The organism is Verrucomicrobium sp. BvORR106 (genome assembly GCF_000739655.1).
In the GTDB taxonomy this organism is placed as follows: Bacteria; Verrucomicrobiota; Verrucomicrobiia; order Verrucomicrobiales; family Verrucomicrobiaceae; genus Verrucomicrobium.
Genome location: NZ_BATR01000010.1, coordinates 57066 through 74077 on the forward strand (window position 1 = coordinate 57066; position 17012 = coordinate 74077).

The following is a 17012-nucleotide window of genomic DNA, read 5'->3' on the forward strand; positions in this document are numbered from 1 at the left end:
CTGGGCAACACCCCATATCGCAAAGCTCCAGAAAGGTGAGACCGTTCAGTTTCGTCCTCGGGGCAATTCCATGGTGGGAAAAATCGATTCAGGAGATCTTTGCACCGTCACACCAGTCACTGAGGACGAGCTGGAAGTCGGGGATATTGTGCTCTGCAAGGTGGGAGGCACCCAATACTTGCACTTGATCAAAGCGAGGCAAGCGGGTCGTTTTCAGATTGGAAACAACCGTGGCCGCATCAATGGTTGGATAAGCATGAACGGCATCTTCGGCCGCTGCATCCGAGTGGAGAAATGAACCGGCTTTTGCCCGCCCCTCCTGCTTCCTATCGAGTTTCATCGCGACAAGAGAACGCCAGGCTCGATCACAAACACCCGCGCTCATAGAGCCATCAGGCATGGATCATCACGAAGCCTAGCCTGGACTCGAACATCCGAGCCTCGATGCCGACGTCAACTTCAATCCGGTTCCAGGCCGCTGCCGTTCTGACGGCTTTAGGCTTACCACTTCACACAACCCTGCCAGCGGAGGGTACAAGCCCCTGCCGGGGCGCTCTAAATGTGAACAGGCCTGCAAAACTCCCACCCCGCATCGGTCGAGCCCCTCGCTTGCGTCGCGCATCCAAATGCTGACGCTGACTCTCGAACAATCCTTCCAAATAACTACGACTTCCCAGTGCGACGCCACGCGTGAAGTAAGTCACTTTACAACGCAGTGTCTCTTGCAGCGTCAGCACCCCTTGCCCCCTACGCACCTGTTCGACTGCCTCTCGTTTCATCCCTTTGCGCAACACCTTGCTGTTCGCGCCATCCCCGCTACGTGACTCCTCTCCTTGGCCGAAGAGCCAGACCCGATAGCCCGCTAGCACCTTGGCTTGCGATGGCATTCGCTGGACAACCTGATTCTTCTCATGCTGTCGTTGATCCCGCGTGACGACGAATAGTGCAGACAAGGCTTTGCGACCGCCCGCCACTGCCTCGGCATAGCTGCACCAACGGTAGTCTTTGGGATCGCTCACCATCCCCGCACGCACGGGATTGAGATCTATGTAGGCACTCATCACAGATAGCGCAGCTTGCTCCCCTTCCAGAAGAACGCTGGTGAAGCGCTGCTCCCACAAAGTGCCTTTGCGGTTCTCCCGCTTGTTGAACCAGAGGCTGAAACGCTGCTTCAGCTCCTTCATGAACTGGCTCACATCCCACATGCGCGCCAAGTACTTCTCCTTAAACTCCTCGGCCGCCTGATCGTGCCCCTGTGTGCGGAACGTCTCCAGTGTCTCCTTGATCATCCTCACCGCTGGCTTGGAATAGATGAACGCCACTTGCTTCAACACCCATTCATCCGAATACGCCGTGCCTTCCGGCCGCTTCTGAACCTCCACCATGATATGGAAGTGGTTGGACATGACACAATAGGAGAGAATTCTCACCTGGCAAAAGGACTCGTAGGCACGCATGAGCCTCACAAACTGCTCCCGCTCCTCGTCCAAGAACGCAAACCGCCGATCCACCACCCTGGAAATGCAGTGGTAATATGCAACCGGAGCCAGTTCATTGGCAAAAAATCGAGGAGACGCCATGCCCGACTGTCCAGTGCAATTTTGATTCGTCAACCACCTTTCTCACCAATAGCCTGTCTATTTGTATTGCTCCGACCTTGAAAGAGGCGATCAAGTTGGGGAGCCAGTCACCCAGGAGAACGCCCAATTGGCGCAGACAAAGAGCATCGACCTTGGATTTGGACTGGCTGAGAGATCGGTTGCGTCGGGGTTGCGTCGGGAGGGTGAGCGGCCAAAGAGGATGCGGTGAACGCCGGGGAAGAAAGGGGTTGATGGGCGCATTCATAGCTATACATCGAACCGGGCAATGCTCAACGTTTGCGTCGCACAAAAGAGTCCCAAACACCCCTTAAATCAGTGCCATTCTGGACTGTCTATTTGTATTTTCATACGGCAAAGTCTTTAAATTTATTAAAACATAGGCTGGAACTCTCAATAGTGGAGTACACTGCTTCGTGAAAAGCAACCACCATAGCATCCAACTCTGGATTTACTTCAAAAAATTCGAAGACGTTAAATGTGCCTGAACGTTTATCGACAACAGTGATAAGGCGATTCCGTGAATTGACGTCATAGATTCTAATCGCACTTTTTAGACGAGAAATTCCCCATAGTTTTTCGCAAAGTGCCGCCGTCTTGGTCTCATCTAAGATTAATTCCACTGAGAATTGCTCCCTCGGAAATTGATTTCTCAGGATATAGCAAAATCGACGCTCCACTCCCTTTTTTGAAATTTTTTCTATCCACATATGTTCCGTAGTGGCGGGGCGGCCCGCCGATTGGCAAAACACCGCGAATTCCACCTTACTCCATTTTGCGGCTTCAAAAAGAAGCGCTTGGGCCAATTCTTCTTTGGGCATTCCGAGAAGAAGTCTTTTAATTGTTGAAGCTAAGCTCATGGTCACCTTGCACACCCTCCTACAGGTCTACCCAAAATTTCAGCTATTGTGGCTGCACTCTGGATATTTTTGTTTGCGTGATAAAGATATCCTGCTGCATGCCGGGTGAACATGTCGTTAAACTCGATCGCATTTACCACCCCCTTGATCGGGTTGCCCGTTCCCCAAGTTTCAGCTACAATCTCTTCAAAAAATGCATATTGCGGCGAATTTCCGCTGTGATACAGATCCCAAGATCGGCCCCCGGTTGCCTTGTCAAGAAAGCGATGGACACTTTCATGCCTCGCAGTGGCGGTCGCTATTTGCGGATTTTGATTAAGCGGATTGGCAGTATTGAGGTAAATCGGCCTACTCTCAATTTCGCGACCATACCTGCCAAGAACCGTCGGATTGTCCCACATATCGACTTCGACAACGTTGCTCGGTCTGGACAACCATGGTGACGCAGCAAAACGCGATTCGCTATTTGCCATCCCCAGAACGGTTGAAGTGCGGCTAGCTGCGACCGGCATACTGAAGAAACCCCGTCCAGAATAGATGCCAAGTGTCCCCTCAAGAAAATGAGCTGAGAAATCTGCTACTTCAGGAGGGACATTCGCAATTTTTAGCCCGCTGCTTATCATGCCATGTGTTTGAGTATTAACAGGTATGCCAGTTCGCATTGTCTGCCAGTTTGCCTCCCAAGAATCTTTGGCATGTGCGATTATTGCAATACCAATAGCTGCACCAATTCCCGTTTCTCCAGTTCCCAAGGCAATCAGTCCGCCTCCGGTCGCCTCCGCGACGGAGCCAACGAGACCGATGCCCGCTACTACCCGTGGCGGGAGAGGGGGAATCTTGGCCTCTCGAAAAGCTCTATCAAACTCCGTACCAGGAGCAAATTGGGGATTGCCGGTAGTCACATATGGATGGACCCACATCTCCCTCCCTGTGGGATCTACCGCATTCACCGGATCGCCACCCACCATATCATACAGTCCCATACTGGCCCCATGCCCCATTGGGTCAGGAGAAATGAACCTCCCATCCACCGAGTCGTAGTAACGGGCCCCGAGATAATAAAACCCGGTCGCGTCCATCCGTTCGCCACGCCAGTTGGTGGATTGCGCCACCGACGCACCATGCGCCAAGGTCACCACGGGGCTACCGGGCTGAGGCCCGTAGGAAGCACAGCGCGTAACCTGCCAGCTTACGGTGGTGGTGACACCCCCATCCACCGTGGCCACAACGTGGCCGTAGTAGTCATCCACCACCGCAGTCCAAGTGCCTGCAGCTTCGTCCACCGTAGCCTCGAATCCGCCGATGCCCTGGAGACCGCCATAGCTGCCATTGGCATCGGGACCATGCACCTTCCAGGTGCGCTTGCCATCGGCACCGCCGATTTTCGTCTCCACTGCGACCTCCAAGAATTCATGGAGCGGGTCATACCAGGAATCTTCCTGAACGGCATCGCCCACAACTCCACCGAAACGGACGATCTGAGTGACCGAGCGAAGGCGGCGACCGAGTCCATCGTAGCGGGCCTGCCAGTTGATGCCATGCTGGTCCGCATCGCGATCTGTCACCGCAAGAAGTCGTCCCAGCCCGTCCCAGGTGAGCACCTGAGTGCGCCCGCTCAGACTCCAGGAGCGCTGGATGACGTTGCCTTCTTCATCATAGGTATTGCTGACTTGCTCCTCCAGCCGGGCCAGACTGAAGTTGCTGGTGGCACTGGTGCTGAAGGTTCCGCCGGGATGATGGGCGGTGGCTTCCAGGCTGTGATCCCCCGGCCAGAGACGCAAGGGCACACTCCAGTTCCCCACCGGGTGCTGCCAGCCTGGGTGACTGACATTGGGCGAAGAGCCCACCTTTTCGATACTGGCCGTCACTGAGGCCGCGCCAAAGGCGTTGCCCGTGGCGTTGATGTCATGGACCTTCTCGTTGCTCTTCTGCCGCAGGACACGGGCGAATTTGTTGGTCGCGCCCGTGTCTCCCGGAGCCACGTAAGAGCGGAAGTCCGCCGTGGGGCTGCTGCCTTGCGTGGCGCTGGTACGGATACCGAGACCCGCGAAACCAAAGTCATACTGGAAGCTGAGGTTCTGCGCGACGCCGGTGACGGGTGTGTAGGACTCTGAAACCAGACGACGGCGCTCCACATCATAGCCGTAGTAGCGGGCATCTGTCTGCGCGGCTGGTCCACCCGGCAACGCCGCGCGAGACGCGACGTAGCTGCTCTGGCGGTTGTCATCCAGCCAAGTCAGAGTTTCCTGCAGTAGAGCCCCGGGAAGACCCACCACGCTGGTGGTGGCCTGAGTGAGGCGACCACGATTGTCCCGCTGATTGACGACATAGCTCCGCCATGGGTTGGAGCGACCGGTGATGAGCCCGTTGTTGGCGTAGCTGTACTCAAACACCTTGCCATCCGCGGTGACACTCTTCAGAGCGCCATCCGCCTGCCAGGCGAAGGCGAACGACCCACCAGCGCCGGCACCCAGATCGGCAATGCTCGAGCCTTTCTCCAAAGAAGAGCGTCGGCCCGCGGCGTCGTAGCCATTGGTCAGATGGCGGATGACCGTGCCATCCAGAGAGACCGTCTCCGAGGTGACACGGGTTTGCGCGTCGTAGTCCCGGTGCACGATGGTGTAGCCATCTCGAGTGTCCTCGCGGAGATCGGTGACCAGGCTGCGCGGGTCATCGTAGGTGAAGGTGCGCACGACATGGTCGTCCTGACCGGAGGTGCCACAGGTGTAGGTCTGGACGCGACGCCACTCATCATAGACATAAACATGGCTGCGGAAGCCACTTGTTGTGACCTGCTGCTGATAAGACTGCAGGAGCCCGGCGTCCTTGCCCGCATTCGCCGGGAAGTAGACGTAGTTTGTCTGCTCCCGTGTGGAGGTGCCGTCACCTGCCTTGATCGATTTGGTGACCAAGCGTCCTGAAGAGTCGAGACGCTGATACTCAATGAAGCCCCCTTGCACCGGAGCCAGTGCACTGCTGGCAGCCGGGCTGGGCATGCGTTTCTCCACCACCGTACCGAGAATGACATCCGCAGGCGACGGGGAAACCACCACACCACTCCCCTGAGTGACATAGGCATAGTGCATGGTCACCTGAGCCCCATCCGGCAACACGGTGGTGCGGGGCCGATTGGCCCCATCATACGAGGTGGTGGTGGTCGTTGTCTCGAACCCGGCCACGCCATTGAGATTGGCCGCAGTGTGTGCAGCCACAGCATTCCCCGCAGCATCGTATTCTGTGCGACTGAATGAGCCACCAGGATTGATGGCCAGTACACCCTTGCCCGCGTTGTCGGTATAAGCCGTCGAACTGATGGCCGTGGCGGTATTGGCCACGCCCGAGGTGGTCGTCACCCCATGCTGTCCCGCAAGATAGACGATGCTGGACTCCTGCACGACGGTCTGATTGGCCTCACGCACCTGGGTGCGCACGGGGCGACCGAGCGCATCATGCTCCGTCACCGTACGCTGGCCCAGAGCATTCTCTGCGATCGCCACCACACCCGCGGCGTCATAGATCTGGCGGGAGGCCAGAAGCGCTGGGTTGGGATCACTGGCGGCCTTGGGTTGGAAGGCCTCCAGCGGACGCCCCACCTGGTCATAGGTGCTGGTCACAATGTTGCCGGCTGCATCCGTGGCGCTCACCACCTGACCGCGGCTGTTGGCGGTAGTCACCTGGGGCTGCCCCAGAACATTGCCAGCGTAGTTCTTCAAGGTCTTGGTGACCTGACGCGTAGCGTCCTGATACTCATAGAGCACATAGGTGGAGGGACTGACCGGTTCTTTTTTGGTCCGACCATCCAGATAGTACTCCCATCCCAGCACCGTGCCGTCCGGGTTGTCCTGCTTCCACGGCTTGCCCGCCTGGGTGTGCCAGGTGGTGGTGACGCCTCCATTCGGTGCCTTAGCGGTGACGGACTTGTCCCGCGGTATGCCCAGGCCATCCAGCTCAGAGTTGTAGCTGGTGGATGACTTGGCGAGCATCGCGCCACCGTTTTCCCAGTCCCCTTCATAGACACGGCTCTCCGTAGGACGACCGGTGGCATCGTAGAACAGGCGGGTGGTATTGCCCCGCGGGTCCATGGTCTTGATCAGATCACCAAAGAGATTGTAGGTCTTTTTGACCGTGGCGTAGAGATCCGCACCGGGCACCTCTTCCACACCCGTACCGTCCGCCTTGGCCCGGCTGCGCCACATGACCTCCTCCACCACGCGGCCCATGCCATCATAGCGGGCATAGGTGAAGTCCTCGGGGGCGTAGCGCGGGCCATCCGTCCACTCCACCTCGCCGTTCTGGTTGTAGTACACGTAGTTCCAGCCCTTCTGGACACCAGCGGCGTCGAGCCGCTCCTCCCAGATTCTGCGACCCATGTTGTCGTAGGCATAGCGGGTCTTGCGGCCCGCGGCATCCTCGGTCTCCTCCAGTTCCTGGCGGAGGTTGTAACGATAGCGGGTGATGACGTTGGGCGCGACCGCTTGGTTGGCCCCGCTGTACTGGAGGCTCTCCGTCAACAAGCCGGAGCGGTTGTATGACATCGAGGTCATAGCCATGTCGCCATCGACCCCAACACTTGTGGAGAAAGCCAGACCGCGTGCAAAAGGCACGGAGCCTGCGCCCACGTCCCCGTAACCGGTGACCGTCTTCGTCAAGGTCGTGCCGCCCAGGCTGACCTTGATCTCCGTGGGGAGATAGGGATCTGCCGCGTAGTTGTAGGCGATGGTCGTGGCCCGCCCTGTTGCCAGCCCTGTGACTGGATCCGGTGCCACAGACTGGGTGGGCAGATTCCTGGAATTGTACGTGGTGGTGCTGGTGGCAGATTCCGTGGTGGCGGGATTGCCGTCCAGATCCCCGGTCACGGTGACTTCATTGGGATTCCCCGCCGCATCGTACTTGTACTCCGTGATCAGTCCCCGCTTGTCGATGCGCTTCTTGATGCTGCGCCGGTAACCGCCAGCGGGCTGGGTGCCGGAATCTACATAATACTCGACACTCTCTGTGTAACCGAGAGCGTCCACCGTCTTCTCAAGGCGGTTGTCCACGAAGTGATACACTGTCTTCCGATCATAGGCATCGAAGATCTCCACATAGCCAGTCCACTTCTTGGTGGTGGCGTTCTGGGTGAGATTGGCATAGTTGAACCGGGCGCTCAGGCGCGGCTGATAGGACTCGGCGACGGGATCGTTCGAGTTCGCGGCCGGCACTGGCTGATCCAGCGCTGTGTTCGTGGAGGCCTTGCCGACATTGCTGAACTGGCGGGTGACCCGGCCCGAAGTGGCATACTTCGTGGGGCTGTCCATTTCATACTCATTGATGATGACCCGGCCCTCGGGCTTGGTCTCCTTGATCATCAAGTGCGTGGAGATCCACTCCTTCTTGTTCGTCGTGGTGTTCACCACTTCCTCCTGAAGGGCATACTCGTACTTCTCCGTGCTGCCATCTGGACGGATGACCTCTGTGAGATCCCCATGATCATTGTAGCGGTACTGGATGCGCCGGCTGTCACTCGTAAAGATCTCTGTGACATGCCCGGTGATGTCATAGTTGAAGGTCACAAACGAACCGTTGCTGCACTGGATGCGCCGGACCTGGCCGTAATCTGATGTGCCGGATGTATTGTAGAAGGTGAATTCATAGTAGTTCCCGGCGTGATCCGACCACTTGCGAAGGTACGGTCGTTGCCGGTTGATCGTAGTGCTGCCGCTGGAAACTGGGTAGGTGCGAATCTCAAATTCACGAACGCTGCCTTCATTCCCATAAAGCCGGTAGATAGTCTTGCCACTCTCCGTAGTTTTGAGAATGTAGTTATAGTGGAGACGTCCGTGCTCCGTGTTATTGAGCTCAGGGTTATCTTCCCATTTAACATTCCAACGATTGGTGCTGCCATCACGGGTGTAAGCAATCACATTCCCATTCATTTCGGCGGCGTAGATTTTCTGATCACTGTCGCCCTCGCTAAGCAGATAAGGCATGAGTGACAGCTTCCAGCCATAGCCAAATGAATTGTCGGCAAGATTGCGGCTGGAGTAGTTCCGACGAATCTGCAAAGGCATGGCTCCGCCCGAGAGTGAAAGGTCCAGAGTGTCCACGTAGAATTCACCTGTAAGCGCGTTCACAGGATCGCTCACCAAGTTGACATTACTGACGCCGCCATTCCCGAAATTTCCAAAATTTGTCGAATTGATCAACAGAGTTGACTGCTGAGAAGAATTTAAGCTCCCCACGTTTGTGTTGAACACGTAATTCTGGACAGAAGCGTATTGGCGACTGTCAAGACTTACATTGCCAAGAGCCACGCTTCCCATGTTTCGAATGGAATTGGCTAGGGATGTTGAGGCATCAAAGAAAATATCGTTGGAGACCGTTGAGATGGGATTGAACCTAAGTGAGGCATATCCTGCTTCCTCAATGGTCAAGGTGCCGGGACGAGTCCAATTTGCCGCATTGAAATGGGTCACTGGCCCGGCGTACCCACCATTAAGACGCTTGCCGATGAGAGCCGCGGCTTCATTCCGCCCCACGATCAGGGCACCAACACCATGCCATGTATTGGCTGCGCCACTGACAGGCCCTGGAGTGATGAACACCCTGACAAATTCACGATCCCAAGCGCCAGGAGCAAATGCCTGCTGGATGGACGCCCATTGCCCCCCTGCCCATTCACGAATTTTTCGCGTTGTGGATGTTGAATTGACGGGATGGACAAATGTCCTGTTCTCCTCGCCAATCGATTCGTAGTTTTGTGGTGTGAGCTCGACGATTTGCCCGGCAGGCGTTCGATGAAGCAACTCCACCGTTGATATTGCATCCGTTGCCACTTCCGGGAAAAATTTTCGAATGGTCAAATGCTCGAGTGCGGAAGCGTCGAGGGTGAATAGACCGTAAAACTCCTGGTCAAGGAGCACATGCTGGCCTCCCGCATCAGGTCTGAAAGCGCCGCCTCCGATGATGACGGAGTGGAGATTGAGCATATCCAGCAAGGGCGCCATCTGTGCTCCACCCGCTTGCGGATTAGCCGCCAGTGATCCAAAGCCAAAACTCCGGACAGAAACCCTGCTAAGTTTAAGCAGCTCCAGCATCTTGCGTTGAGATTCACCAGTCCTTTGGTGATAGGTCATTCCCATGACGTAGGCCGCCAGTTCACGTCCAAGCTGATCATTTGGCGAGGCCGCAAGATTGTTCTTCCAACTTTCCTCCAGATGGATTCGAACCATTTGCGGGGTAACCCTGCCGGCATTCGGACAAAAAGCACAAAGATCCTTTCGGTTAACACCCAATGTCTTTGTGATGACAGTACCTTCACCAATCTGCAAGAAAGTCTCAGATTGATCCCCGAGTGGGGAGGCCGTCAACAAGGGATGGATGTACCGATGACGGCGCTCAAGCACTTCAAATTGGAAGGATTCGTGAGCAGCGGATGCAGTTGAGATCGTGACCTGCTGGCGATTGATCAGCGCAGGCTCATTGGAGAAGGTGCTCGTCGTGGTAGTACCTGGCCGGAACGGTTCCAGCGTGACGGTCATCGCTGAATCCGTAGAATTAACCATCATGCGGCGATTGTGAAAATCCAGGGTGCGGAAGGGACCAATTTTTTGCAAGTTCGAGACCGCGCCCGTTGAAGGTGCAACCCCTTTGATCTGGATTTCAAATGTATCAAACACTCCTGCCATTTGGGCGAGGTTGGAGATCAATGTGGGAGTTTTGAGCAGATCGACACTCCACGGCCGCGGGAAGTCCTGCCACCGAGTGTGGTAGTGCTTACGATCGTTCGTAGAATAGCCGAACTGGGCGAACGTCTTTCCTGGGTGATTGGCCTGTAGGTGGGCTTCAAACTTGCGTTTTAGAGTCTCCATAGGAGATTCTTTGGCGCTGTTGGCGTCATACACCGAGGAATGCTTGTAAATGTAAGCACGTATCCACTTCGAAGGTGAATTGATCGTCTCAGGCATGTAGTCCCAGAGGTTGAGCCCTTCTTTGATCTCGGTATCCTTGATCCAAGGGAACAGGTGAACCCACTCTCCATCCTTGTAGAAGGCCACCCAAGGATAGTTGACAGGAATTTCGTGAGGAACATTGGTGGTGCCATCCGACCGGAGAGCTCCTTTGACCTGGGTCCTGAGAATCTTGGACACTGTGCCATCCAGCAGGGTCAGGCTGTTGGGTGCCGGAAACACGTAGGTAGCAGGGTACCCCGCTCGACGCAGCAGGTAGACAAGCAAGGCGCACTGCTCTGCAGGAGAGCCTTGCCGTTCCAAATAAACGCCAAGAGCGCCACGGTTGATTCCCGCAGCATTGAGAGAGGCCTCATCGTGTTGCCCGCGTTCATTGAGACCGATGGCATCTGTAAGCTCAATGTCATTGAGAACAAAGTTGGCCATGCCCATGGGATCGCCCCCCATGTCCTCCACAAAGGCATCCAGAATGGGGTGCACACGAAGCTCCGGAGAAGCATCCAGGCTCAGGAGGTCGGCCGTCTGTTGTTCCGCCGCCACCAACTGGTCCAGTATGGCATTGGCGCTGGCTGCGCCTTCGTGACGGCATTCCGCGAGAGCGGCATTGGCGCTGTTAATGGCGGCATCCACAAACAGGACGGCCTGGGTGGAGGTGATGGCATCACGCAGCTTGACACCATTTTTCCAATAGCTGATGGCTCCTCCTGCGGAAGCATTCCTGCGAATCTCGAGCACATCGTCCGTGGTGTAGGGTCCGAAGTCCCCGACATCGGTGCCGGATTCATAGATGTGCAAGCGACCGGTGTTATCACCGGCGATGGCGTAGTCAAGATCAGTGCGCTTGGTGCTCTTCTTATCGGCCTCGTCTTTGCTCAGGCCGACGGCTGCATGGAGATTGGCCTGGCCAAAGCGGAACCAAAGGCGGCCGGTGCCAGGAATGACCTTCTTGCTGATGGCACCAGAGAATTGCGCTGTGGCATCGCCCGCGGCACTCGGATTACCGGTACGAGTGAGCGCTCCACCGACACCTTCCGTGGCTCCATCATGATTGATCCAGTTGACCGGTTCGAGCCAGCCATTGACGAGATTGTTCGGGCTGGTGGCAATCGTGGCCCCGGAAATGCGGCACTCCGATACACCTGCCGCCAGCGTGTAGATGGAAGCATCTGGAACCAACCCGCCACTGCTCGGAATGAGGGAGGTGTAGAATTTGACACCGTTCTTCCAGTAGCTCACCACAGATCCGTCCCGCCTGACTTCAAAGACGTCGGTCAGGGCATAGGATCCAAAGCTGCCGCGGTCCACGCCACTCTCATACACATGCAAGGTGTTGTCCTGCAGCGCATAGATGCCGTACTCAATGTCAGCGACCAAGGTCGAAGAGTTGTTCGTGCCGAAACCAATGGCCGCCTGCTTGGCCAGCGATTCAATCTTGAAACGCAGACCGCCGTTGGCCAGCACCACCTTCTCTCCTACTGCACCTGCATACTGTAGAGAAGCGTCGTTCTCGGCCATGGGAGCGCCGGTCTTGATCAGCTTTCCATTAGCGCTTTCCAGAGCACCGTCTTCCAGTGTCCACGTGACAGGCTCGTAAAAGCTGGCAACATCGTTGGGATTGGAGCCTTCCTGATATTCGATGAGGTTCGAGTTCCCATCTCCATCAGCGTCCCCTCCGGCCGTAAAGTTCTGCAGTTGTGTGAGGCCCGCACCAGCGCCAAGCAATGCCAACTCCCAAGCATCGGCCATGCCGTCGTTGTCGACGTCGCCATTGTTGAATCGGCAGTAGGTGATTTCTGCATTGAGATTGAGGAAGGATGTATCAACAAAGAGTGTGCCACCCGACTTGGCCGCAGACTCATACCTCACCACACCGTCTTTACGGTATCTGACAACATTGTTGATGCGCTCAATGGAGACCACGGTACTGGCGTTCCAAGTCCCCAACGCCATCTTCAAAGTGCCAGATTCGTAGACTTCAGCCGCACCATTGGAATTGAAGAACACGCAGTAGTCGAGTTCTTCATGGGATCTGGACGCATTGGTCTGGTTGAACCCCACCCTCAAACTGCTGCCAGCAGCAGCTTTGATAGTCAGTTTACCATTCGCCGGCATGACCGCGGTGCTGATGGCATCTGCGTCATAGGCGGAACCTGAGCCAGCTGTCTTCTTCAGTCCTCCATTGGTGCCCTGAATCGTCGTGTTGACACGCGCAGTCCAACTGACGGGTTGAGCATTGCTGAGTGCATCAAGGGGGTCGGTGCCGTCTGTGTACTCCTGGGCATCGTTGATCCCGTCGTTGTCGGTGTCTACGCTGGCGGTGTAATTCTGAAGATCCGTCGGAGTGGCACCTGCAGGCAGTTGAGCCAGCTCCCAGGCGTCACTGTAGCCATCGTTGTCGGTGTCACCGGTGCTATAGCGAGCTTCGGAGATGGCAGTGCCTACTTGATAGAAACAGTTGTCCACGACGACAGGGCCGACACTTGGGCTTTGCGAAGTGTACATCAACACCCCGTCTTTCCGGTATTTCACCACGGCACCTTCTCTCTCAATCGTGAAGAGCGTGTTCGCCGTGAAGATCCCCAAGTCATACACGTAGGCGCCTGATTCCACCACATAGCAGGAACCAGTGGGGTGGGGATGGATCGCATGATCGAGTTCGGTCCAATTGCGGTCTCCACTGTAGTTGTTAAAACCAACGAGGATATAGTGCCCATAGACCACTTTGAAATTGAGTGCTCCGTCAGCGAGGATTCGCTTGTTGCTCAATGCTTCTGCATCGTAGTTGCCAGTGGCACCCGACGTCTTTGTGAGGCCTCCATTGGTTCCAGAGGAGGTGGTGTTGACGTGGGCCGTCCAGACCACTGGCTCCATTCGACTAAAGGGATTTTGAGGATTGGTACGATCGGTAAATTCCTGCAAATTGCTCACCCCGTCACCATCCGCATCCGCACCCGGCAGGAAATTGCCCAGTTCCGTCAGCCCAGGGCTCCCAGGAAGGTTGGCCAGTTCCCACGCATCTCCCATGCCATCACCATCGAGGTCCCCGGTTACAAACCTGGCTTCGGTGATCTCACTATTCGAATAGAACAGGGTGGTATCCACGAGGATGGGGCCTGAGCTTCTCGTGGCGGAAATATAAACCAGAGCGCCGTCTTTGAAATAGCGCACCAAGTCCCCCTTGCGCTCGATTGCCAGCACCGTATTTGCCGACCAAGTTCCGACATTGCCTTTGTGGGTGCCACTTTCGTAGATGCCCAAGGTACCATTGGATTGAGGATGCCAGGCGTAGTCCAACTCCGGCCAGTCCCGGCTGGTATTGGCATAGTTGAGCCCTACCATGAAATGGCTGCCAGCCTTGCCTTTGAAGGTAACGCGACCATCTGCAAGGATTCTTTTGTTGCTGATGGCATCCGCATCTCCCGCAGTAGCACTGCCAGCCGTCTTTTTCAGGCCACCACCAATGCCCTGACTGGTAGTGTTCACGTGAGATGTCCACACGACGGGCTGCGCGGCGCTCAATGCACTGCGGGGATCTGTACCATCCTCGTACTCCTGCTGGTTGGAGATCCCATCACTATCAGCATCGTCTCCAGCAAGATGCGCCTGGATGTCAGCCAACCCTGACCCGGATGGCAATAGGGCCAGTTCCCACATATCAGGCATTTCATCATTGTCGACATCGCCCGTGTCGTAGCGCGCTTCCGCTACAGCAGCATTTACCGTGTAAAAAGCAGTGTCCACCATCAGTGCACCGCTACTCGCAGTCTGAGACGTGTAGACCACCGCCCCATCTTTTCGGTACCTGACCACCCCATTTGACCGCTCGATGGTGAAAACAGTGTTTGCATTGCATGGGCTGATATCAGCTTTCTGCACCCCCGCCTCATAGATAAGAACATTCCCATTGGGATGGGGATGGATGGCGTAGTCCAGGTCCGTATAATTGCGATCCACGTTGAACGCACTGAGCCCCAGGAGCACGTAATAGCCCGGAACCACCTTAAAATTGACAGCACCATCACCAACAATTCTTTTGGTGCTGACTGCATCAGCATCATAGGTATTCGCCGCGCCGGCACTTTTCCGGATTCCACCATTTGTCCCCACCGTGGCGGTATTGACCAGGTTGGCCCACGCCACGTAATCCATCTTGCTGAGAGCACTGGCTGCGTTGGTGCGGTCAAGATACTCCTGGAGGTTTGAAACCAGATCCCCATCAAGATCATCCCCTGGGAGGAAATTCTGAATGTCGGCAAGTGTGGCCCCAGCGCCCAACAGGTTTTTCTCCCAACTGTCGGGCATGCCGTCAGCGTCGTTGTCACCGGTGACGTAGCGAGCCTCCGCCACCTGACTTCCCACCAGAATGAACGCTGTGTCCACCAGCAACGGTTGTCGCGTTTTGACCGTAGACGCGTACACCAGAATACCGTCCTTGAAATAGACCACCTGATCTCCGATGCGCTGAATACTCAGCACAGTCGAAGGTGTCCAAGTCCCAGCATTGAAGACGTTGGTTCCAAATTCCCAAACACCAAGCGCACCGTTAGACTGAGGGTGCCAGGCGTAGTCCAGATCCGTGTAGTCCCGGCTGCTGTTGATGGCATTGAACCCCAACAAGAAGTGACTACCCGCGACCGCGCGAAACGTCACCTTGCCGTCCTCAAGTATCTTGATGCTTCCAACGGCGTCAGCATCATAGGCTGACGCACCCGCCGTCTTCGACAGGCCACCGGAGATGCCTTGGGAAGTGGTGTTAACGTGAGACACCCATGTCACTGGCAATGCCTTGCTAAGGGTGCTGGAGGCATCCGTATTGTCAAAAAACTCCTGAAGGTTTGAAACTCCATCTCCATCAAAGTCCGCTCCAGGGGCAAACTGAGCGACTGAAGAGATTTCGTCGCTGAGATTCTTCAAGACATAGACTTCCTCCCAGACATCTTCCATGCCGTCTTTGTCCACATCTGGGTCAGTCGCCCCAAAATAGCGGGCGCTCAGAATCAGGTTTGCCACACTCAATCCCAAGGCATTCACCTGTACCCGGCCCAAACTCGGCACAGACGAGGTATGCCAAGGCTCCCCGTTTTTAAGATAGCGAACAACCACCCCATGTCTTTGGATGGAAATCACGTCGGACTCCGAGTACGAAATCTTGATGCCTGACGCTACGCCTTGTTCAACAATCTCAATCTGGTTGTTGAGCACCAGCAGAGAGTGACTGCCCGCCACAATCGAGGAATTGGCCCCAGCTTTGAATCGAAACTGAGCAATTCCATCTCCATAGAAGACCTTTTCAGCAAGAGCGGTAGCATCCCAAGCTGAAGCACTGCCTCCGGTCTTTGACAGCTCGGTGCCTCCTGAGCCGCCCCCTGAAGTGGACATGTTAAACAGGCTGGTCCAGCGAATGCCTTCGAACAGGTTGCCGAACTCCGCAGCAAGTTCAGGCGACAGATGTTCAATCTCCTCAGCTGTTTTCCCAATGTATGAGGGCGGCAGTGGTTTCCCGTTGAACTGTGGCGCCTGCAGCAGAGTTGTCTGCCAGGGCTGAGGCTCGTCGAAGTCCACGGCGTAGGCGTAGCCGAAAGAACCCTGTGCCAGCACACTTCCGCCTCCTGGATAAAACTCCTCGCCAGTGTATGGAACAGACGTATTACCCGCGATGATGGAGCTCTTGTAGCCTACAATAAATCCATAATCTTTGCTTGCAGCGCGATGAGTCAAAAAGAGCGGAAAAGCAGACGTGTTTGACGACGGCGTGTTGAGAGCGCCCCATCTCTGCCAGTCAGCCCGGGTCGGCACATACTGGACCGAGGTTTCAAGCACGGTCTGACCGTTGATCACCACGTTCAGGGATCGTTGAAAACCACCCTCTGCAAAGTTTTGCCACTCAGCAACATCCTCGGCTTGCTCTCCTGTTGCCGGATTGAGGCCCGAAGCATTGGGAATGTTGGGAAGATCTAGATCCGTCTGAGACACAAGCTGCCCTGTCGCTTTGTCAAAAGTAAAGATGGCAAGCTCACTATTCCCCGCCGTGTCCAAGAAAGGCGTCTGGGCGCCAGCCACAAGTGCGAATCGGTAACTTTTTCCGAGGTAAAGCGGACTCTTTTCGGAACCTGTGCCGAACGATGCTATGGGGTACTGGTAAGGATAGTGAAGTATGCGCCAGTAGGTGCCATCACGAACAGGCCTAGCATGCATCTTTCGTGGCAGATGATGGGTTACAAGCGCAGCCTTCTTGTACCACGGATTGAGCCCACTGGGAACTTGGTCTGCCGAGAGATCGAGGCCAATCTGCCCATCTAGAGGGACAACAGTCCATCGCGTCTGTGGCGCATCCTCTTGCAATGTATACGCAACCACACGACCGGGGAGGATTAGTGTTGTTGATGATGCTGTGCACTCTGGCACGTTGGTTTTGGCCAGCGCACCGACGAACTCGATTCGATAAACAGGATTGGGAGAAGCTCCGAACAAGGTGGCAGTCACGTTTCCATTCCCAACGGACGGAAGGGCTTGAAGCGCAGCTTGAACCGCGGCAGCTGACGAAGTTACCGCCAGTTCAGGAGTTTTATGCCCTTGGAATGTTATTGAAAAGGTGGCTGCCGAAG

4 protein-coding genes are annotated in these 17012 nt (G+C 55.8%); all 4 read right to left on the minus strand.

All coding sequences use genetic code 11. The features are described 5' to 3' along the window. Positions 1-88 precede the first annotated feature (88 nt). The 4 genes from BV106_RS37975 to BV106_RS01905 all read right to left on the minus strand — a co-directional run bounded on the left by BV106_RS37975 (position 89) and on the right by BV106_RS01905 (position 16125). Positions 89-400, minus strand: coding sequence for a hypothetical protein (locus BV106_RS37975; RefSeq protein ID WP_265595230.1), 312 nt, complete (start codon positions 398-400; stop codon positions 89-91). A gap of 109 nt (positions 401-509) precedes the next feature. Continuing rightward, positions 510-1580 (minus strand): transposase, encoded by a 1071-nt coding sequence (locus BV106_RS01895; RefSeq protein ID WP_081891441.1) that lies wholly within the window; start codon positions 1578-1580, stop codon positions 510-512. A gap of 365 nt (positions 1581-1945) precedes the next feature. Beyond that, positions 1946-2419, minus strand: coding sequence for a hypothetical protein (locus tag BV106_RS01900; RefSeq protein WP_038159650.1), 474 nt, complete (start codon positions 2417-2419; stop codon positions 1946-1948). Positions 2420-2460: 41 nt separating this feature from the next. Further along, on the minus strand, positions 2461-16125 hold the full coding sequence (locus BV106_RS01905) for an RHS repeat-associated core domain-containing protein (RefSeq protein ID WP_265595231.1): 13665 nt from the start codon (positions 16123-16125) through the stop codon (positions 2461-2463). Positions 16126-17012 lie beyond the last annotated feature (887 nt).

Bases quoted from the DNA above. Each gene is read 5' to 3' on its own strand.
- BV106_RS37975 (WP_265595230.1), bottom strand. From the start codon at position 400: ATGCCTGATGGCTCTATGAGCGCGGGTGTTTGTGATCGAGCCTGGCGT.
- BV106_RS01895 (WP_081891441.1), bottom strand. From the start codon at position 1,580: ATGGCGTCTCCTCGATTTTTTGCCAATGAACTGGCTCCGGTTGCATAT.
- BV106_RS01900 (WP_038159650.1), bottom strand. From the start codon at position 2,419: ATGCCCAAAGAAGAATTGGCCCAAGCGCTTCTTTTTGAAGCCGCAAAA.